This is a genomic window from Streptomyces odontotermitis, assembly GCF_050510915.1.
Lineage (GTDB): Bacteria > Actinomycetota > Actinomycetes > Streptomycetales > Streptomycetaceae > Streptomyces.
The window spans coordinates 64,134-82,716 of the sequence record NZ_JBNJLS010000026.1; the positions used below are offsets into that span (position 1 = coordinate 64,134).

General features: G+C 69.9%; 19 protein-coding genes and 2 pseudogenes. 8 read left to right on the plus strand and 13 right to left on the minus strand.

Going from position 1 to position 18,583, the window contains the following annotated elements; genetic code table 11:
- Positions 1–517: 517 nt before the first annotated feature.
- The 6 genes from ACQB60_RS40840 to ACQB60_RS40865 form a co-directional block, all read right to left on the minus strand.
- The gene (locus ACQB60_RS40840; protein WP_384849694.1) at positions 518–1,384 is read right to left on the minus strand and encodes an ABC transporter permease; all 867 of its coding nucleotides are present in this window, start codon (positions 1,382–1,384) and stop codon (positions 518–520) included.
- Complete coding sequence (locus ACQB60_RS40845; protein WP_496931162.1) at positions 1,381–2,241, minus strand: ABC transporter ATP-binding protein; 861 nt, start codon at positions 2,239–2,241, stop codon at positions 1,381–1,383. Before ACQB60_RS40845 ends, ACQB60_RS40840 begins: the two co-directional genes overlap by 4 nt.
- Positions 2,235–3,020 carry a PIG-L deacetylase family protein gene (locus tag ACQB60_RS40850; protein ID WP_496931163.1) on the minus strand — a complete coding sequence of 262 codons (786 nt, stop codon included), beginning with the start codon at positions 3,018–3,020 and terminating at the stop codon, positions 2,235–2,237. Before ACQB60_RS40850 ends, ACQB60_RS40845 begins: the two co-directional genes overlap by 7 nt.
- Positions 3,021–3,062: 42 nt before the next feature.
- Entirely contained in the window at positions 3,063–3,701 is a 639-nt protein-coding gene (locus ACQB60_RS40855; protein ID WP_496931164.1) for a DUF1796 family putative cysteine peptidase, read from the minus strand.
- Between the two features lie 94 nt (positions 3,702–3,795).
- A complete protein-coding gene (locus ACQB60_RS40860) occupies positions 3,796–5,325 on the minus strand; it encodes a glycoside hydrolase family 3 protein (RefSeq protein ID WP_496931165.1) in 1,530 nt (509 codons plus the stop codon).
- A 52-nt stretch (positions 5,326–5,377) separates the two neighbouring features.
- Positions 5,378–6,595, minus strand: a complete 1,218-nt coding sequence (locus tag ACQB60_RS40865; protein WP_496931166.1) for an SAM-dependent methyltransferase — start codon at positions 6,593–6,595, stop codon at positions 5,378–5,380.
- Between the two features lie 470 nt (positions 6,596–7,065).
- Between ACQB60_RS40865 and ACQB60_RS40870 the strand changes: the two are divergent.
- A pseudogene (locus ACQB60_RS40870) lies at positions 7,066–8,185 on the plus strand (IS630 family transposase).
- Here the strand turns inward: ACQB60_RS40870 and ACQB60_RS40875 are convergent.
- From ACQB60_RS40875 to ACQB60_RS40885, 3 genes are all read right to left on the minus strand, one after another.
- Positions 8,176–8,700 carry a MepB family protein gene (locus ACQB60_RS40875; protein WP_496931167.1) on the minus strand — a complete coding sequence of 175 codons (525 nt, stop codon included), beginning with the start codon at positions 8,698–8,700 and terminating at the stop codon, positions 8,176–8,178. The pseudogene ACQB60_RS40870 and the gene ACQB60_RS40875 overlap by 10 nt on opposite strands.
- 230 nt (positions 8,701–8,930) lie before the next feature.
- Positions 8,931–9,875 carry a diacylglycerol/lipid kinase family protein gene (locus ACQB60_RS40880; protein WP_496931168.1) on the minus strand — a complete coding sequence of 315 codons (945 nt, stop codon included), beginning with the start codon at positions 9,873–9,875 and terminating at the stop codon, positions 8,931–8,933.
- Positions 9,876–10,104: 229 nt separating this feature from the next.
- On the minus strand, positions 10,105–10,791 hold the full coding sequence (locus ACQB60_RS40885) for an HdeD family acid-resistance protein (RefSeq protein WP_496931169.1): 687 nt from the start codon (positions 10,789–10,791) through the stop codon (positions 10,105–10,107).
- Positions 10,792–11,468: 677 nt separating this feature from the next.
- Here ACQB60_RS40885 and ACQB60_RS40890 point away from each other — a divergent pair.
- From ACQB60_RS40890 to ACQB60_RS40900, 3 genes are all read left to right on the plus strand, one after another.
- The gene (locus ACQB60_RS40890; RefSeq protein WP_496931170.1) at positions 11,469–11,822 is read left to right on the plus strand and encodes a hypothetical protein; all 354 of its coding nucleotides are present in this window, start codon (positions 11,469–11,471) and stop codon (positions 11,820–11,822) included.
- Positions 11,819–13,351, plus strand: a complete 1,533-nt coding sequence (locus tag ACQB60_RS40895; RefSeq protein WP_496931171.1) for a pyridoxal phosphate-dependent decarboxylase family protein — start codon at positions 11,819–11,821, stop codon at positions 13,349–13,351. Before ACQB60_RS40890 ends, ACQB60_RS40895 begins: the two co-directional genes overlap by 4 nt.
- A gap of 296 nt (positions 13,352–13,647) precedes the next feature.
- Positions 13,648–14,499, plus strand: coding sequence for an IS5 family transposase (locus tag ACQB60_RS40900; protein WP_496931172.1), 852 nt, complete (start codon positions 13,648–13,650; stop codon positions 14,497–14,499).
- A gap of 82 nt (positions 14,500–14,581) precedes the next feature.
- Here the strand turns inward: ACQB60_RS40900 and ACQB60_RS40905 are convergent, their stop codons facing one another.
- Together ACQB60_RS40905 and ACQB60_RS40910 are read right to left on the minus strand one after the other, a co-directional pair.
- Positions 14,582–16,156, minus strand: a complete 1,575-nt coding sequence (locus tag ACQB60_RS40905) for an FAD-binding oxidoreductase (RefSeq protein ID WP_496931173.1) — start codon at positions 16,154–16,156, stop codon at positions 14,582–14,584.
- A 596-nt stretch (positions 16,157–16,752) separates the two neighbouring features.
- Positions 16,753–16,875: a hypothetical protein gene (locus ACQB60_RS40910; RefSeq protein ID WP_496931174.1), complete on the minus strand. Its 123-nt coding sequence runs from the start codon at positions 16,873–16,875 to the stop codon at positions 16,753–16,755.
- Positions 16,876–16,997: 122 nt separating this feature from the next.
- Here ACQB60_RS40910 and ACQB60_RS40915 point away from each other — a divergent pair, with 122 nt between their 5' ends.
- Positions 16,998–17,252, plus strand: a complete 255-nt coding sequence (locus ACQB60_RS40915) for a hypothetical protein (RefSeq protein WP_496931217.1) — start codon at positions 16,998–17,000, stop codon at positions 17,250–17,252.
- Here the strand turns inward: ACQB60_RS40915 and ACQB60_RS40920 are convergent.
- Positions 17,207–17,323: pseudogene (locus ACQB60_RS40920) on the minus strand (IS5 family transposase); the annotation flags it as partial. The gene ACQB60_RS40915 and the pseudogene ACQB60_RS40920 overlap by 46 nt on opposite strands.
- Here ACQB60_RS40920 and ACQB60_RS40925 point away from each other — a divergent pair.
- On the plus strand, positions 17,294–17,533 hold the full coding sequence (locus ACQB60_RS40925) for a hypothetical protein (RefSeq protein ID WP_496931218.1): 240 nt from the start codon (positions 17,294–17,296) through the stop codon (positions 17,531–17,533). The pseudogene ACQB60_RS40920 and the gene ACQB60_RS40925 sit on opposite strands and share 30 nt — an antisense overlap.
- A 35-nt stretch (positions 17,534–17,568) precedes the next feature.
- Here the strand turns inward: ACQB60_RS40925 and ACQB60_RS40930 are convergent, their stop codons facing one another.
- Positions 17,569–17,964, minus strand: coding sequence for a hypothetical protein (locus ACQB60_RS40930; RefSeq protein WP_496931175.1), 396 nt, complete (start codon positions 17,962–17,964; stop codon positions 17,569–17,571).
- 87 nt (positions 17,965–18,051) lie between these two features.
- Here ACQB60_RS40930 and ACQB60_RS40935 point away from each other — a divergent pair, with 87 nt between their 5' ends.
- Positions 18,052–18,270 (plus strand): hypothetical protein, encoded by a 219-nt coding sequence (locus ACQB60_RS40935; RefSeq protein ID WP_496931176.1) that lies wholly within the window; start codon positions 18,052–18,054, stop codon positions 18,268–18,270.
- Positions 18,267–18,545: a hypothetical protein gene (locus tag ACQB60_RS40940; protein ID WP_496931177.1), complete on the plus strand. Its 279-nt coding sequence runs from the start codon at positions 18,267–18,269 to the stop codon at positions 18,543–18,545. The genes ACQB60_RS40935 and ACQB60_RS40940 overlap by 4 nt, the downstream gene beginning before the upstream one ends.
- Positions 18,546–18,583: the final 38 nt, after the last annotated feature.

Sequence of the window (18,583 nt, forward strand, 5' to 3'; positions counted from 1 at the left end):
AGAATCAGCGGCGGCCTGATCCGCGTCCGCCGCCTCGCACCTGGCACCGACGGCCGCGACCGCTACGTTTCCGGCAAGAGCAAGCAGAACGCGGTGAAAGCCCTGGTGGTCACCGACATCCAGGGGCGACTGCTGTTCGGCGGTGCTCTGAAGCCCGGCAGTTGCCCCGACATCACTCAGGCCCGAGACGCTGGGCGCCCAAACCGGTGGCCAAGTGATCACACCACCACATCGCAAGTTCAAGAAGAACGCCGCGCCTTGGTGGGAGGAGAGGCTCACTCAACAACGCAAAGCTCACTCAACGCGACGCATCCGGGTCGAGCACGGCATCGCCCACCTCAAGAACTGGCAGGCGCTCTCCCGCCACCTCGGCCGACGTGAACTCCTCGACGAACTCGTCCCGGCCATCGCGGGACTCGCATCCACACATCGACAGCCACCGAAGCCTGCCGCAGCAGGGTGAGAAACACCCACGTGTCCCTTCACGATGCCCAGCCGCCAACCATGCACGAGGTCGTTAGGAGTAGCGCGTCACCAACCCCCGCCTGCGGAACGTCCGCAGCAGCCGGCGCAGCGCGTACACGCTGAGCACCAGGAGCAGCAGGGTGCCCGCCGCCGCCAGGGACAGCTCGCGCCAGGGCATGCCCCCTCCCCCGGCCAGGGCCCGCCCGGCCGCGAAGACATGGGTCGTGGGCAGGACTTCAGCGATCGGGCGCAGCGCGGCGGGGAGCGTGGAGACCGGGTAGAACACGCCGGACAGTGGCATCACCACGGACAGCGCGCCCCAGACCAGCGCCTCGGCCCCGCTGCCGTACCTCAGCACCAGGCCCACCACGAGCAGCGCCACCGACCAGCCGCAGGCGAGCAGCAGCGCGGCCACCGGGATGAGGCCGAGGCCGAGCGTGGTGACGTCGAAGGCGTACGCGGTGAAGGCGAGCACCGCGACGGCGCTCGTGCTGGCCGCCATGCGGACCAGGGCGAACAGGCCGACTCCGGCCAGGTACTCCCAGTCCCGCATGGGCGTGGCCATCAGGCCGAGCACATTGCGCGACCAGGTCTCCTCCAGGAACCCCGTGGCCAGTGAGATCTGCGTCTGGTGCACCAGGTGCCACAGCACGGTGCCGCTGAGCAGATAGACCGCGACGGTCGTGCCGGTGCCCGGGCTGCCTTTGGCGGACTGCGCCGCCTGTGCGGCGAACAGCCCGATCGAGCCGTACAAGAGGGTGTCGACCAGCGGCCACACCAGCACGTCGAAGAACCTGTGCGGGCTGCGTTTGAGGACCAGCCAGTGGCGGCGCGCGACCGCCAGGACCCGGTGCAGGGAGGCGGAGGCCGGGGTACGCAGGGCCGGGGGCGCCTCCACGGCGTTCGGAGGTGTTGTCATCGGGCCGTTGCCCCTTCCGCCGTGCGGTCCGCGAGGTCCGCTCGGTCCGTACCGTCCTTGCTGTCCTTGCTGTCCTTGCCGACCGCCCGGCCCGCACGGTCGCGCTCCTCTGCCAGGTGAAGGAACACGCCCTCCAGGTCCTGCCGCCCGAAGCCGCGCGCCACCTCCTGCGGGGTGCCGTCGGCGGCCACGCGCCCGGCGTGCAGGAAGACGACCCGCTCGCACAGCCGCTCCACCTCCACCATGTCGTGGCTGGTGACCAGGAGGGCCGTGCCCTGCTCCCGCGACAGGGCGAGCAGCGCGGTACGTACGCGCAGCGCCACGTCCGGGTCGAGCGAGGCGGTCGGCTCGTCCAGGACCATCAGCCGCGGTCGGTGCAGGGCAGCTTTGGCGATGCCCACCAACGTGCGCTGTCCGCTGGAGAGTTCGGTGCCGATGGCGTGCGCCAGATGGTCGATGCCGAAGCGCTCCAGGGCCGCCTCGACGGCGGCGGCTGGCGCGGCGAGCCCGTACAGGTCGGCGTACAGGCGCAGGTACTCGCGCACCCGCACCCGGTCCGGCAGGGGCAGATACCCGGCGACGAACCCGACGCCCTCAAGGGCTCGCGCGCGGCGGGCGGGCAGCGGGTGCCCGAGGATCTCGACCGAGCCCTCGTCCGGCTCGACCACGCCGAGGCACATCAGCAAAGTGGTGGTCTTGCCCGCGCCGTTCGGGCCGAGCAGCCCCAGCCGCTCGCCCTCCCCCAAGATCAGGTCCACGCCGTCCACGGCCCGGCCCCTGCGGTACTCCTTGACGAGCCCTCTGGCCGCGAGGGCCGCCGGCGGGGAAACGGCACCAGGGTGGGCGGGGCTCAGCACGAGGCGTCCGAGGAGGCATCACGAAGGGCGCCAACAGGGCTGATCGACCAGGTGAGTTCGGAGCTGACTGGGCCGGTGCGGGCCAGGAACGCGCCGTGGTCGATGGAGACCGGCGCGAGCTGCGAGCCGTAGCAGAGCACAGCCGCGCGCTTGGCGGCCCACTGCTCGTCGTCGAGGGTCACCGCGTCGCGGACGGCGGTGCGGTATTCGTGCAGCATCCCCTGGTAGGCCGGTCCGTACGGCTCGCTGGTGGCCAGCGCCTCGCTCGCCTCCGGCCGGCCCCACTCGGGCAGATGGCCGGTGTAGGGCAGATCGGCGTACACGATCGGCAGCGGGGCGCCCAGGTCCGCGAGGACGCGCAGCGCGCGGCGACGTACGGCCTCGTGGTCGCGCTGATTGGTGCCGAGCGGGACATAGACGTCGGTGCCGGGCTCCAGCTTCGCCAAGTAGGCGTCCAGCTCGGCGAGTTCGGAGCCGGGCGCGGCGTACGGCCCGTCGGGGTGGTCGAGCGCCACCTGACGGGCGTCGAGCAGCGCGCAGGCGGCGGCGTCCTCGGCGAGCCGGACGCGGTGCGCCTCGTGCGCGGAGGAGAACCCGGAGGTGCTGTCCCACCAGGAGACGAGGGTGCCGGGTGCGGGCGCGCCGCCGTACACCGTGACGATGTCGACGGGTCCGGGCAGGCGCGCGATGAGCCCGCCGAGCGAGAGGGCGGCGTCGTCGAAGTGCGGGGACAGGACGACCGTGCGCGGGGCGGCGGTCTCGGAAGGATTCTGGGGCATGATGCGTGGTTCCTCGGATCTGATGCAGGGGCAGGTACGCGTTCAGGCGCGGGACTTGGCCGCGGGCGTGGCGCGGCGGCGCAGCGGCAGGGCTGACAGGACGCGGTCCCAGGCGAGGTCATCGCCCTCCCAGCGGCCCTCGACGAGGGGCACGGTGTCCCAGCGGACGCCGGGCGGCAGTCCGTCGGCGTCCGGCGGCGGGGTGCGCCGTAGCCAGAGCAGTCCGAAGCGGTGGTCGGGGTGCTGCGCGGCGAGCACCGCACGCAGCCGCAGTACGTCCGACGCGCCGATCTCGTCGAAGGCGTCGTGGTGGACGTAGAGGACGTGCGCGGACGACGCGGTCATCGCGCGCCAACGCTCGGCGAGGTAGGTGAACTTCTCGCGTACGCGCGGAAGCTGGCGGTGGATGTCGGGCGGTGCGAGGGGCCGTCCCGGTTCGGCGTGGAAGTCGTGGAAGAAGCGGATGTTGGAGGGTCGGTCCAGGGCGCAGCGGCCGTCGCTGAAGGGCACGACCGGGCCGGTGCGCAGCACGTCCTGGAAGTCGCCGCGGATCGTGTCGACGACCGAGCCGAAGTCCAGGTCGAGCCAGTCGAAGAAGCGCGCGCGCTCGTCGCCTGTGTGGCGGCGCAGCTGATAGGTGGACTCGCAGTGGTAGCCGAGCCCGACGCAGAGGTCGTACACGGGATTTCCTTGAGGCTATTGAGGCTATTGAGGCCGTTCAGGCGGTTGAAGTTCCTGACGTTGTTTGACGGGAGCGGATCCGGAAGACTTGCCGTCATGTGCGCAGCGGGCCCAACCAGCTGTGTCCGGTGAGGAGTTCGGCGGCGGCCACGGCGTTGGCCAGGCCCGCGCCGCGCGTGTACAGGACGGCGTCATCGCGGAGCGTCGCGTTCGGAGCATCCTCGTCACGGGCCTCATGCAGGCCCATCTCGACGGCCACCAGGTCCGGCCTGCGCGCCCGCAGCGCATGGAGCGCCGTGCGCTGCCAGGGGTCGCGCGCCGCGTCCCGGACGACGACAGCGACCGGGCCGCCGGCGGGCAGGGAGACGGTGGTGGGGTCGGCGCCCGGTTCGACATCGGTGGCCGAGGCCAGCAGGCCGAGGCGGGCGAGGGGCTGCTCCAGGCCCCAAGGGGCCGTTCCCACCGCCATGTTGGCCTCGCTGAGCAGTCGTACGGTGTGCCAGGCCGTACCCGGTGCGGGGGCCACGTCGCCCGTCGCGGCGAGGGCTCGGCGGGCGGCGCGCAGGCCGACGTCCGCCGACGCCCCCGACGTGGGGACGGCCGTGGCCCAGGCACGCAGCGCGGCGACCCGGGCGGCGGCCTCCTGGAGCCGCTCGACCGTCAACTCGCCCTTGCGCAGGGCGGATTCCACGGCCGCGTACACCTCGGGCAGCGCCCGGTCGTCACCGCTCGGGCCGAGCAGGACCAGGTCCGTACCGGCCGCCCAGGCGAGGACGGCCGCGCCGCCGAAGCCCCAGCGGTCCCGTACGGGAGCCATCTCCAGGGCGTCGGTGATCACGACGCCGTCGTAGCCGAGCTGCTCGCGCAGCAGCCCGGTGACCACGCGGCGGCTGAGGGTCGCGGGGAGTTCCGCGAGGTGGGGCAGCCGGATGTGGCCGGTCATCACCGCCTTGGCGCCGGCCGCCGCACCGGCCGCGAACGGCGGCAGCTCCACGGCGTTCAGGGCGTCGAGGGGCCGGTCGATGTCGGGCAGCGCGTCGTGGGAGTCCACGCCGGTGTCGCCGTGCCCGGGGAAATGCTTGAGCGTGGCGGCGACGCGGTGTTCCTGCAGTCCCTCGACGAAGGCGGCCGTGTGCCGCGCGACGAGCGCGGGGTCGGCGCCGAAGGCGCGTACGCCGATGATGGGGTTGTCCGGTTGGGAGTTGACGTCGGCGCAGGGCCCGAGGCACAGGTTGATCCCCTCGGCGACCAGGTCGGAGCCGATCGCCCCGGCCACCTCACGAGTGAGCGCTGTGTCGTCGACGGCACCGAGGGCATGGTTGCCCGGGTAGGCGCTGCCGCGCAGGTAGTCGAGGCGGGTGACGTCGCCGCCCTCCTCGTCGAGGGCGATCAGGACATCGGGGCGTACGGCCCGCAGCGGCTCGGCCACGTCCTCGCGCAGCGAGCCGTGGGCGACGCCGTCGGCGGGCGTGAGGTTGGTGCCGAAGAGCCCCACGCCGGCCATGCCCTCGTCGAGGGCGCGCAGAAGCCAGGCGGGCGGTACGCGACCGGGGTAGGCGGGCATCAGGCAGGCGTTGACCAGGGCGGTGAGCTGGGCGGGTGAGGGCAGGGCGGAACGGCTCATGTGCGTGATCCTTTTGGTCCTCAGCGTCAGGTACTGCTGTACGGGCGGTGGTTCAGCGGGTCGCGCGGCGCAGGACCACGCCGGTGCTGCCGCGCTTGCGCAGATAGGCGCGGCCTCCGCAGACGCCCTCCAGCGCAGGCCGTACCAGGACCGTCTCGTCGACGGCCGACCACTGGGCGCTCTTATCGAGCCAGGGACGCAGCCGGGTGTCCAGGGCCTCGGGTTCGAGGGCGACCAGGACGAGGTCACCGGGAAGGGCGTCGAGCAGGTCCAGGTCCTGGCCGTAGTAGAGCATCTCGATCAGGAGGTACGCGGATCCAGGCACCCCCCGCTGCTCGGCCCCCACCCCAGCTCCGGCTTCAACTCCGGCTTCAGCTGCGGCCAGTTCCTCCAAGGAGTGGTCGTAGAGGTCGAGTTGGGGCGAACCCGCGCCCACGTTCCGGTGCAGGCGCTCGCGGAAGACCGGGTTGGGCTCGGTGGCGGCGACTCGGAAGCCCTTGTCGACCAGGCGTGTGGTCAACGCACCCTCACAGGCGCCGACTTCCACGAGCGTCCCGTTGTCCGGGGAGACGGAGCGGGCGATCCAGGCGGTCGTGGCGTCCAGGCGCCGCTGCTCGTACGCCGAGGTGGCGAACTCCCAGGGGTCGGACACGGCCGCCGCCTCGTCGTCGAGGCTCGCCATGAGCGCGTACAGCCGCTCGCGCTCCTCGGCGCCGCCCGAGGCGAAGAACCGCTCGGTGGACGGCACTCGGCCGGTGTGGAGCATGTGCTGCGGCGACTCGGTGTCGAGGAGGTGCGCGCAGTGGTCGTTGACGAAGCGGAGCTTGTCGGCGCAGCCCTGGCGGTCAAGGGGCCGGTCCAGGTCGCTGACGAACTGCAGGAAGGGCGAGTAGCCGACGGCGTGCCGCACGGACAGCCCGAGCTCCTCGGCGGCGTGCGCGACGTCGCGCCCGACCCGGCCGCGGCTGCGCCGGGTGTCGGCGGCGGAGTGGGTCCACACCATCGTCCCGCTCCCGCCGCCCAGTTGGCGCAGGTGCGCCGCGAGGGCGTCGGGACCGGGCGAGGCGACGGACTCGTCCGCCAGGCGGACGCGGGCGGCGAGCGCCGCGAGGCGTTCGGCGGCACCGGTTCCGGGCGCGAACTCCAGTGCCTCACCGGTGTCGCAGAGCAGGACGTGGGTGGTGGCGGTGGCGGTGCCCGTCGGGGCGAGTACGGAGAAGAAGTCGACGACGGCGTCCTCGGCCCTGAGCACCACGAGGATGTTGTTCACGAGCGGGTCCTTCCAGGGGGCAAGCAGGCAGGGCGGATCGAAGGCGGGCAGGGGTGGGTGACGGGGAGGAAGATCCGGAGGTCGGCCGCAGCCGACTGAGCAGACCTGTGCGGATCTGCGCGGACCGGTGCGGACCGGTGCGGACCGGTGCGGACCGGTGCGGACCGGTGCGCTCCGTGGAGCGACGTTAGCCACTACTCGACGGTATGGTCTAGACCAGTATGTCGGCCATTGATCGTCGTGTTCCAGCCACGCGGCGCGTACTCCTCGCCACAGGCCATACCGGTATGCAATCTCGCGCGCGGGCGGGCGTGGAGGGACAGGGACGGGTTCCGGTTGCGGACGCCGTGCGCACCGAAGTTCTGGACCGGCGCCTGCCCCACCTGTCACCGCAACGTCCCCGACCCCGCACCAACCTGACCAAGCCTTGCTACTGAGGATTTCGGCTTGGGGTGACGGTGATCTCGGTGGTGAGTTCATCCTGGTGGCATGCGGCATGCCGATGGGGCGGTCTGACCGCGAAGCAGCGGGCTCAGAGGGAGCAAGTGCGGTTCGAGGCCGCCGAGTTATTCGCACAAGGGCTGCCGCCGCCGCAGGTCGCGCGGCGGCTGCGGGTCTCCGGGAAGTCCGCGTATGCCTGGCATGCCCGGTGGCGGGACGGCGGCGTGGAGGCTCTGGGCTCCAAGGGGCCGTCAGGGCGGCCCTCCCGGATGAAGCCCGCTTGGCATGTCTGGCCGGCCGCCGAGCTGGAGAAGGGGCCGGCTGTGCGCGGCTGGGCGGAGGAGCAGCGGTGGACTCTGGCCCGGGTGGCCACTGTGATCGCGCGGCGCTTCCACCTCCGCTTCAGCCCGGCGCATACCCGGCGGATCCTGCACCAGATGGGCTGGACGGTGCAGGTCCCGGTGCGCCGGGCCGCCGAGCGTGACGAGAACACGGCGGCCACCTGGATGAAGGAGACCTGGCCCCGCGTGGAAAGCCGGTGAGGGACCAGGACGCGTGGCTGTGCTTCGCCGACGAGTCGGGCCAGGTGCTCCGGCCACCGAAAGCACGGACCTGGTCCCGGCGCGGTCACACACCCCGCATCACCGTCCGGGTCGCGGGCTCGGGACATATCTCGCTCGCCGGTCGGGTGTGCCGCAGGCCCGGCCACCGCACGCGGCTCGTCTTCCGGAAGCTGGTGCACCACGGCCGCAAGGGCGAGCAGAAAGGCTTCCGCGAACGGGACTTCGCCTGCATGCTGGACGCGGTCCGCCGGCAGCTCGGCGGCCCCATCGTGCTGGGATGCGACAACGACACCCACCATGTCGACGCCGGGATGCGTGAGCTGATCGCGGCCCGCAGCTGGCTGACCGCCTTCCGCTTCCCCTCGTACGCACCCGACCTCAACCGGCCGAGGGCGTGTGGGCACACCCGAAGAACAGCCTGACCAACCTGGCCCCGTGCGGCATCGACGAGCTCGCCGCACCGGCCCGCACCCGCCTGAAACGGATGCAGTACCAAACCGGCCTGCTCGACGGATTCGTCGCCGAGACCGGACTGATTCCGGCCCAGCAGTCGGACGCTGTGGCAGCAGCGGGCACCTACGGGTGATAGAGGGAATGGGCGCGCGTCAGGTCGGCAGGCCCGTCCTGGCCAAGGTGGAAGAAGTAGTCCACCTGCCATGCCTGGGTGCTGCGGGCCTGCCGGTTGGTCGTGGTCACCCACGGCGGATACACACGGAATCCCCGCTTCCCGCCGGAGCCGTTGCGGGAGACGATGTCGCGCTCACACAACACCTCGCGAGGGAAGACGAACTGCCCGAAGCCGTCGTCGTCACGGCTGCTGATGACGAAGAGGTCCACCCCGCCGTCGGCGTCGAAGGGCCGGATCGGCCCCTGCGCAGACCGCTGCCACACAGTGACGAACTGACCCACCTTCGTCGGGGTGGTCTTGCCCACGCGGAACCGGACCGCACGGCCATCGAGCGTGAAACCGCACGCCGCGTACTCGACGCTCTCCGGTTCGGGCACTGGCAGCGAGCAGGCAAAACCGCTCGGGTCGTACACCAACGCCTTCGCCGCCAGCAGATCACCGTGAAGCCCCGCCCACGGCTGATTCGTCACCATGCCGCCATCCTGCCATCGCGACCGCCACGCTCTGCCTCGGCTCCGATCCGCCTTGCGATGCAAGGCCAATCCGACCTGTCAGCGCCGGGGCCCCTGGTGCAACATCGTCACCCCGAACCGAAAACCTCGGTAGCGCACCCGAGGACATCGCCAAGCGGCCTGCTTCGTTCGCGGGGGGGACCGGACGGGGGGCGAAGCAGACCGCCGATCGTGCTGCGCGGCACGGGTCCTCAGTGGCGCATCGTGCGCTCCGGCGGAGGCCCCGGCCGGTCCTTCGGCAGCAGCACACGCAGGGCACCCGGCCGGATCCCGCACAGGACGGGGAGAGGAAGCCGTACCGCTTCGCCGTCGATCCCCGCGTCCACATGCCGCGCGTCACCGTGCAGCGTGATGCCGGGAGCCGACCAGACGACAACCCCTTCACCCGCCGGGCCGGCACCGCGCTGGTGCTGTCGCAGTTCGTCGCGCAGGTGCCGCAGGAGATCCGGGGGTGCCTGTGCCGGCCGCTTGAGGACGATGGCGCCCAGCTGTCCCGTGGTAAGGGAGAACCGACGCCCCAGCCAGCGCGGTGTGGCCAGGTGGTAGGGGTTGTTGGAGATCAGCACCACCTGCGGGAACTCGACGGTCCCCCAGGGGGTCGCCACCTGAACCTCGACCCACTGCTTGCCTTTGAGATAGTCGGGCACCACAGTGGCGAACGCGCGGGGCTTGTCGTCCCGGTACCCAGGCTCGAGCAGGGCGTCGGCGTACATGCCGAAAGAGACGTTGTTGACAAAGACACGCGAGCCGAGCACCCCGAGGTCGACCTGTGTGGGCTCACCGTCGACCAGGGCGTCCAGTGCCCGCCCCGGATCGCGGATGTCAAGGCCGAGGTCCCGGGCGAAGTGGTTGCGGGTGCCCGCCGGGACCACGACCAGCGGCAGGCCCTCGGCGGCTGCCACCGCGGCAACCGCCGACACGGTGCCGTCGCCGCCCGCCGCCCCCAATACCTGCGCCCCTTCCTGGACGGCGTTCTTCGCAAGCGACGCAGCGTCGTATTCCGCGCTGGTCCTCCAGCACTGGGCGCCCATGTCCTCGGCCCGCTGCACCAGTCCGTGACGAGCAGTCGTCTTGCCACGGCCCGAGCGTGGGTTCGTCACGATCACCACCCGGGCACGCGTCCGGGCACCGGCCATCACCGCACCCGTTCGCGCCGTTCCGGGCGGCCTGCGGCCAACCAGTCGATGTAGGACATCGCTGCCTCCTGACGGCGTGGGACGGTAGTGGGAAGGTAATGGGCGCCGCCGCGGCGGCGGCCGACGGCGCGTCCGTGCGATGCGGTCAGCCGGGCGGATACCGTCTGCCCGCAGACGTCCGGTAGGACGGTCGTCTGCGGGAGCGGGGTGGCCGGAGTCCGCGCCGCAATCAGTGCTGGGGGTGCGGTTGGGAGCGGAACAGAGGCCGCCGCTCGGCAGTGGTCCCGGCAGCGAGACGGCCGACTTCGATGCGCATCCTGATGGCGTGGAACACCTCGATCACGCCGAGGACGATGGCCATGATGCCCGCCGCCAGGGTGAGCGCGCCGATCGAGGTGAACGGCGAGACGATCAGCACGATGCCCGCCAGCATGCCGACGATCCCGGTGAAGAGCGTCCAGCCTCGCGCCGGCATGTCCGGGGCCGAGGCTGCCGTTGCTGTGACCATGGTCCCGCGCAGCAGCCAGCTGAAGCCGATCCACAGAGCGAGCAGCAAGATCGACTGCAGAGTGCCGCGGAAACAGACCAGCCCGAGCAGGACGGATAGCGCGCCGGTGACGAAATGCAGCGCCCGAAGATGCCCGGGGATGTGCGTGCCGAAGGCGGCGGCCAGCTGGAAGACACCGATGACCAGCAGATAGACGCCGAAGAGCACGCCGACGACCCGCAGCGTCTCCTCCGGCCAGGCAAGGACCACGACGCCGAGGGCGATGGCAGCCAGGCCCATGGTCAGAAGGATCTGCCAGCCCATGTTCGCCAACGGCGCCAGGCTTCCGCCGAGGGAGGCGCCCTGTGGCTCGGTGCCCTGCTGAGGGCGCAGTGCCGGTTCCTGAGGGGAATCGGAGGGAGATGTCATGCCAGCTCACCCTTCCGGGAACACAGAGGGGGCGGATCGGTTCCTCACCATCGTCGCGCCGCGCCGGCCAAGAGCACCAGCCACCGAGCCGACGGCCTGCTCCGCCTCGAACTCCCCGTCGGCATCCCCGCTCTGCCGCCCCTGCGCCGGTGCCTCGCCGGTCACTGGCTCAGCCCGGATCCCGAACGCCTGGGCCTGCTCGGCCCGACGATTCAATACCCGCTCCGCGATAGTGAGTTCCTCCCGATCGGCCTGCACCTCCTGCGGGATGCTTGGCCAACTTCCAGGCAGCGGGGCCCAGTTCGTTCCGGCGGGCGGTAATCCACTGCCACGCATGCATCTCCGCAGCCTCCCGCAGTCTCAGGGCGCGCCAGCCTGCTGACGGATCGTCGGCGGGGGCCTGTCATGGCCGCAGCCGAACCGGGAAGTCCGTCGGAACCGGGAAGTCCGTCGGAACCGGGCAGTCCGTCGGAACCGGGCCTGCCCGATGATCTCCGGCACAGCCATCAGCCGCCGACCGGCACGAGTACCCGAACCGTCACTCACGTCAGAGCCATGACCTGCGATTTCACGATGCACACCACTCATTGGGCAGGTGGGACGGACCCTGGTACCGCGTCCACACCGAGCAGTTCGAGGCCGCGTTCCTGCCCCATGCCGGTGAGGACTTGGAGTCCGTGGACAACGTCGACGTCTTCGTGGACCTCAAGGACGGTTCCCGGTGGAGCACGACGATCATCACCGTCGCCCAGGCCGAGGTCCTTATGAAGCGATGGGTCGCCAGCAGGGAGGCCCTCTCAGGCTGCTACTTCCGGTGCTCGGGCGGGCTCACCGTCCACGACGCCGGCATCAGCAACATGACCGAGATCCTCACCGGCCTGGCCGAGAACGGAATGACCTCGGTCAAAAGAGCCCGCAGTCGATTCCTTCTGGAGCGCGTGTCGTCCGACGATCTCACTCGTTACGATCATCGCCCTCGGTGCTGTGACCTGGGGCCTTGTGACGATGAAAGGCCCCAGGCGTCGCCATGACCCAGCCCGTTTCCGCCCCCGACCCGGCTCCGTACGACAACACCATTCCGCCCCTTGCCCCGGTGCCGCCCGAAGTCCATGCGAAGACACTGCGCGACGAGCTCGTGGCCGCCGCACAGTGGGTGTCCCAGTACCTGAGCGACCTCCCGGCCGGAACTGTCAGCCGTCCCATGACGCCGGAGCACCGGACCCGGCTGCGCACACCATCCCTCGCCCCGCAGGGCCAAGACCTGGGCCGGATCCTGGACTTCGTCCGCGACGAACTCGCCCCGTACCCGACGGGGAACGGACACCCCGCCTTCTTCGCCTGGGTCAACTCCCCTCCCGCACCTGCCGGCATCGTCGCCGACCTGCTGGCCTGCGCCATCAACGCGACCTGCGGCATGGGCGAGAACGCCCTCATGGACCTCGAACGCGGCACCGTGCACATGCTCGCCGACCTGGCAGGACTGCCCGACACCACCGGCGGGGTCCTCACCAGCGGCGGCTCCATGGCCAACCTCCTCGCCCTGGCCACCGCCCGCACCTGGTACCTCACCCGCCGCGGCTCCAGCGACGGCCCCGCATACGACCGCGACCACACCCGCCTCACCCTCTACTACAGCGCCCAGGCCCACATGTCGGTCGCCAAGGCCGCCGCCTGCATCGGCCTGCCCGCCCACCGCCTGCGCCCCATCCCCGCCGACACAGACCACCGCCTCGACCCCGCCGCGCTGCACACCGCGGTCACCGCCGACCTGGAGGCGGGCCTGCTGCCGTTTTGCACCGTGACCACACTGGGCACCACCGCCACCGGCGCCGTCGACCCGCTCCAGCCGGTCACCGACCTGTGCCGCAGCACGGGCATGTGGCACCACGCCGACGGCGCCTGGGGCGGCCTCGGCGCCGCCGTCCCGGCACTGGCCCCCCACTACCAAGGCATCGAAGACGTCAACTCGCTGACCGTCGACCCGCACAAGACGCTCAGCGTGCCGGTGGGCTGCGGAGCACTGCTCGTCCCCGATCCTCAACACCTGCACACCGCCTTCGCCCACCAAGCCTCCTACCTCACTGCCAGTGAACCCGGCGTACTGCCGTGGCTCTCCCACGCCACCATCGAACTGACCCGCCCCGGCACGAGGGCCTTGGCCCTGTGGGCCACCCTCACCCACCTGGGCCGCGACGGCGTCACCGCGCTGATCGAGCACTACCTGTCCCTCGCCGGCCAACTGCGCGACAAGATCACTGCCGAGCCCCGGCTCCACCTCCTGGCCGGCGGCCCCTGGCCGGTCGCCTGCTTCGGCATCACCCAGCCGACAAGCGATGACCCGGATGCCCTCCACACCCGCATCGCCCGCCGCGTCCAGGACAACCAACGCGCCTACCTCGCCACTGTCGCCATCCACGGCCGGACCGTCCTACGCGCCTGCCTGTGCAACTACCGCACCACCACCAACGACCTCGACCTACTCATCCACGAAATCCTCAATGCCACCGACACGCACGACCACCCGCCCATTCCCACCAACGACCAGACGACACCGTGGTGATCACCATCCTCACCTCGTTCAGGCCATCGACACCCGCAGCTAGTGACAACTAGGACGTCCAGAAGTGACAGGTGGGCCGTTCACGTGCCAAAGGGCGCTCCGTCCCACCTGCCCGTCTCATTCCGAAACGATCAGTAAGCCCCGCCCGGGAGGATCACGATCCCAATCGAACGCCACGGAAGGTAGCTGCTAAGAGCGTCCGCCAAAAGGGCGAGGACGTGTCGAAGCTGACGGCACGGCAGACTCTTCTTGGTGATCGTGGAGTTGCTTATGCTCTGTGATCTTCAGGAGAAGGTGTGTCTGTCGTGCCTGTGTCCATCATCGCCCCGATCCGCGAGGAGTTTCTCTCGCTACTACCCCAACGCCGGGACGAACATCCACTCGGATGTCACCGGCCCCGGATCCCCGACAGGGTCATGTTCGACCGGATCGTCTTGGCGTTGGTGTCGGGGATGGGTTACGAGCGGGTCGCGGACGAGGCATGTTCGGCGACTACGATCCGGCGCCGACGGGACGAGTGGATCGAGGCCGGTGTCGTCGGCCACCTGGTCCTCGCGGTGCTGCGGGCCTACGACACGATGGTGGGCCTGGAACTGGAGCGCCTGGCCGCGGATGGCTGCATCACCAAGGCGCCATCTGGCGGCGACACCGCCGGGAAGAGCCCGGTGGATCGGGGCAAGCAGGGGCTGAAACGGTCCCAGGTGACCGACGGCTACGGGATACCGGTGGCCATCGTCCCGGCCGGGGCCAACGTGCGGGATCACACCCTGCTGCCCGAGACCCTCGATGAGTTCGCCGCTGTGGCTCACGATCTGGAGCATGTCCCCAAAGATCCCAAGCTGAGCCTGGACGCCGGCTACGACTACCAGCCCGTCTACACCGACCTCGCCGAGCGCGGTGTCACCGGCCGCATCACCCGGCGCGGCACGAAGACGCCCATACAGACAGACGGCCGCTGGGTGGTAGAGCGCACGAACTCGTGGATGAACAACTTCGGCAAACTCCGGCGCAACACCGAACGCCGCCGGATCTGCACCGAGTTCTACCTCGCCCTCGCCACCACGATCATCACCGTCCGTAGTCTGATCCGGCGAGCCTGGTACACCCACCGCCGGGACACCCGACCGGCCAGTCCTCGTGTCCGGTAATCCCAGTGCACGCCCCGCTGGCCGACGTTCTCAGGCGGTCAGGTTGGTCGGCCACGCTGGTGACCGCGAGGGCTGTTGCGCTTCAGGCGCGCGGCTCGATCGCCAGTGTGTGGTGGAACACGTTGAGCGGGTCCCAGCGGGCCTTCACCTGTTGGAGGCGCCGGTAGTTGTCCTTGTAGTAGAGGGTGTGCCACGGCACTTGGGAGGTGTTCCACGCCGGGTCGGCGAGGTCGGTGTCCGCGTAGTTGATGTAAGAGCCGTCGCTGACCTCGCCGGGTACGGGCACGCCACCGGTGTCGGCGTAGACGTCGCGGTAGAAGGCCCGGATCCAGGCCAGGTTGGCGGCATCGTCGGCCGGGTCGTCCCAGGTCGTGCTGTATACCGCCTTCATGACCACATCGCGCTGGGCGAGTGCCGTGTCCTGTGGCCGTACCGCGTTGACCTGGCCCCCGTAGCCGACGAGCAGCATGCCGCCGGTCGAGGGGCCGGTGGAGTCTGTCAGGTAGCGATGGATGGTGGAAAGTTGGGCGTCGGTGTATGAGCGCCGCAGGTAGGCGGCCTTGTCCTTGTAGCGGCGGCTGATCGCGTCGCCGGGCTCGCCGCTGCCCGGCCAGGTCAGCCGGTGCAGCCAGGGCATCGTCACCTGCGTTTTGCCGGCCAACTGGACGCCGGTGCCCGCGGTCACGGCAAAGACGAGATCGTCCACCATGCCGTGGGCATTCGGGATGTCCGCATCGACTTGGACGGCCATCGCGATGCCTTGGGGCCCCCGGTGCGGCACGAGGAGGACCGCGTACAAGCCGGTGGCCGGTGAGCCGGGCGCGCTGTTGCGTTCGTGCCAGATCCCGAAGTTGCGCAGCAGTGTGGTGAACGCCTGCTCGGTCATCGTCCGGTCCCAGGCCCAGTGGACCAGGCACTCTAAATTCTCGCTGGGTGAGGACGGCAGCAGGCGGGACGGATCGGTGCCGGTGGCGTCGGGTGAACGCAGCAGATAGCGGGTGACGACGCCGAAGTTGCCGCCGCCCCCGCCGGTGTGCGCCCACCACAGGTCGCGGTGCGGGTCACCGGGCTCGCGGGTGGCCAGCACCGCGCGGGCGCTGCCGTCGCCGTCGACGACCACCACCTCCACGCCGTAGAGATGGTCCACGACCGAGCCGTAACGGCGGGAAAGGGGCCCGTACCCGCCGCCGACGAAGTGCCCGCCCGCACCCACCTCCGGACAGCCGCCCGCCGGGATCGTCACACCCCAGCCCTTGAACAGCGTCCGGTAGACCTGCCCGAGCGTGGCACCCGGCTGCACCGCGAACGCCCGGTGCTCCGCGTCGTAGCCGACCGCGTCCATAGGCGACAGGTCCACCAGCATGCGTATGGCCGGGTCCGCGGTGAAGTTCTCGAAGCAGTGGCCGCCGCTGCGGACCGCGACCCGGCGCCCCAAGCGCACGGCGTCCGATATCGCCTCCACCACCTGGCCGGTCGACCCGGCCACACGGATCTCGTCCGGGCGGCCCACGAAGCGGAAGTTGTTGCCACGCAGCAGACCGGCATACCGGCGGTCGTCCGGGCGGACCGTCACCGGGCCGAACGGCGTGGGCTCCGGCCCGCCCGTGCCGGTGGCCGCAGCAGCGGGTGCGGGGGTCAGCGCGCTGCCCGCCGCCATCGCGCCGGCCGTCGCGAGAAGCGCGCGGCGATTGAGTAAGTTGCGATCCGTTCTCTTCAACGTGCCCCTCCGGTCCGGCGGCGCAGCCTGAACGCCTGCAACATACACGCGGCGGACCGAGAGCGTCAGCACTCCCACAAGGAAGTGGACCTACCCCTGCCCCTCATACCGCGCTGACCGGGCGCTCCGCAGCGTGAACACCACAACGACACGGAGGAACAACCATCACGGCGAACTCCACGGTTGCGACCGCACACGGTGGCCGCTCTCACAGACAGGTAGCAGAGCCAGGAATTCCCGACGGACCGGCGCGATGACCGAAGCAGACACAATGGACACGACCTCTCCCAATGACCACAGAGCGTAGAGAACTCCACGGTCATCAAGACCGCGCCCGCATACGCCAAATCCCACGCATCCACGCCCTATTGGCGGACGCCCTAAGTGACTGCTAGTTGTGTGCAGTTGGCCGTTCGGTCTGGAATTCATGCACACTCGGCCGGAACCCGACGCCACACAGCACCGCACATAAGTAGCCGACCACACTAGCCCCACCCCCACCCTCGCTTCTCATTGGTCACGACCCAATACGCGCCCTAGCGCAGGTGCCGTCCGGCACCCGCATCGATGATCTCGGCGCAGGCGGTGAAGACGGCCTGATCGCCGCCCTCGGGGTCGGGCACGTCCTGGTCGACGAGGTAGAGGGCGTAGCTCCACACCGATGTCGTGCTGCAACGTGCCGTTCCAGTCCCAGCCGCTGCGCGAACCGACGACGTACAGTCCACGCACTTCAGCCACTCGAGGTCGTCCGAGACGTACCACTCGCGCAGGAGACCGCTCCATGTCTACGCCCATCGCTCAGTGGCTCCCCCACATGCAACTGACCGCCGGACGACTCCAGTACATGCCGGAACGCCTCTCCGAGTCCCTCACCGTCACCGCCTACGGGGCGGCAGGCACCGGAACCGTGGACGACGCGCCCGCCATCCAGGCCGCGCTGAACGCCGCGAAGGTACGCGGGGGTTTCAGGGCCAGTTGCGAAAGTGCTGGTCACAGCCACTCGTTGAGGACTGCGACCAGCACGGTCGCCTCGTAGCGGACCGCGAGCTTGTCATACCTCGTGGCCGCAGCCCGGTGATGCTAGAGGCGGTTGATCCCGCACTCGACCTCTACGTCGCCCTGCACCTGGAGCGCGCCCGCATACGGCAGTTGACTCTGCGCGCCGATCAGCTCATGGCCGCCGAGCCCGCCCATCACCAGCTGCTGGATCCCGCCGACGACAAGGCCCACCGTCTCGAAGCCGTCGCCGACGCCGCCCGTGCCCGCTTCGGGCCGCACATCATCCGGCCCGCCGCCACCGGGCCGCTCGGGTCCTGATTCGCCGGTGGGGCCTGCTGGATACGCGGATCTTGTCATTCACTGCCGCTGAGAGCTCTTTGGACCGCGTTCATAGCCGCTGCGACTTCATCCGAACTCAATTGAGGAGGATGGAAGTTGCGCTTCTGCACACAGGCCACAAAATCGTCCGGAACGTGAGCACCGTACTCCCTGACGAAGTAACCCCAGTACGTCGGCCACGCCCACTCGCCATCAGTGGAGAACCCGAACGGGACGACTGCACCCTTCTCTGGTGATAGCGGGTCTGTAACGTGTCCGGCGGCCACGAGCACCTGTGACCCGAGCAAATACCTCGCCACGGGCTCACGTAGAGGGACTGGGAGCTTGCCGACGTTGCCACTCAGCATGACCCGGGTGAACCTACCCGAGTCTGCCGACTTCACTTCTTCAATAGCGGGGAGAATGCGCACGTCCACTCCGTTTGTCAGTCCGCGGCCCATGCGGAACGAGGGATTTGCCGCTTCGGCTCCTTCACCATCCGGCCCGCCGAGAGAGACATGGTCAACGCGGCGCTCCATCTGCGTCGGTCGCTGCTCGTCACCGGCCGCTACTACACGCTGTGCTGTTCCCCCTTCCGGACGGGCACGGCGAAGCACACGATGTGCGTGTGGGTCGACTACATCGACTGGACCTTCCACGGAAAGAGCATGGGCCAGAAGGGCATCCAGACCGCCTACGTGGCCAAGGGGCAAAAGGGACCGGGCAAGCGCAAGTGACGCGACTCATGTGTGCGGCACAGCGGCTGAAGGACTCCGACGAGCCGCGGCGCTTCATCCCAGGAGACCGGGTGCGGCCGCGGGAGGATACCGACCACCCCGAAGACCCCATCGGAACAGTCATGGTGCGCCTGGACACCCATGAACTCCTGGTCGACTTCCCGCGAGCCGGCGGTGAGATCTACCTGGACGAGCACCTCGACCTCGTCCAGGCAGCTCCCCCGGGCTGGAAGCCACCACCGCCCGCCCCGGAAACCGAAGTACACCGCGACTGAGAGCACGGTAGGTTCGCGGAACAGAGGCTGGTCGTCGG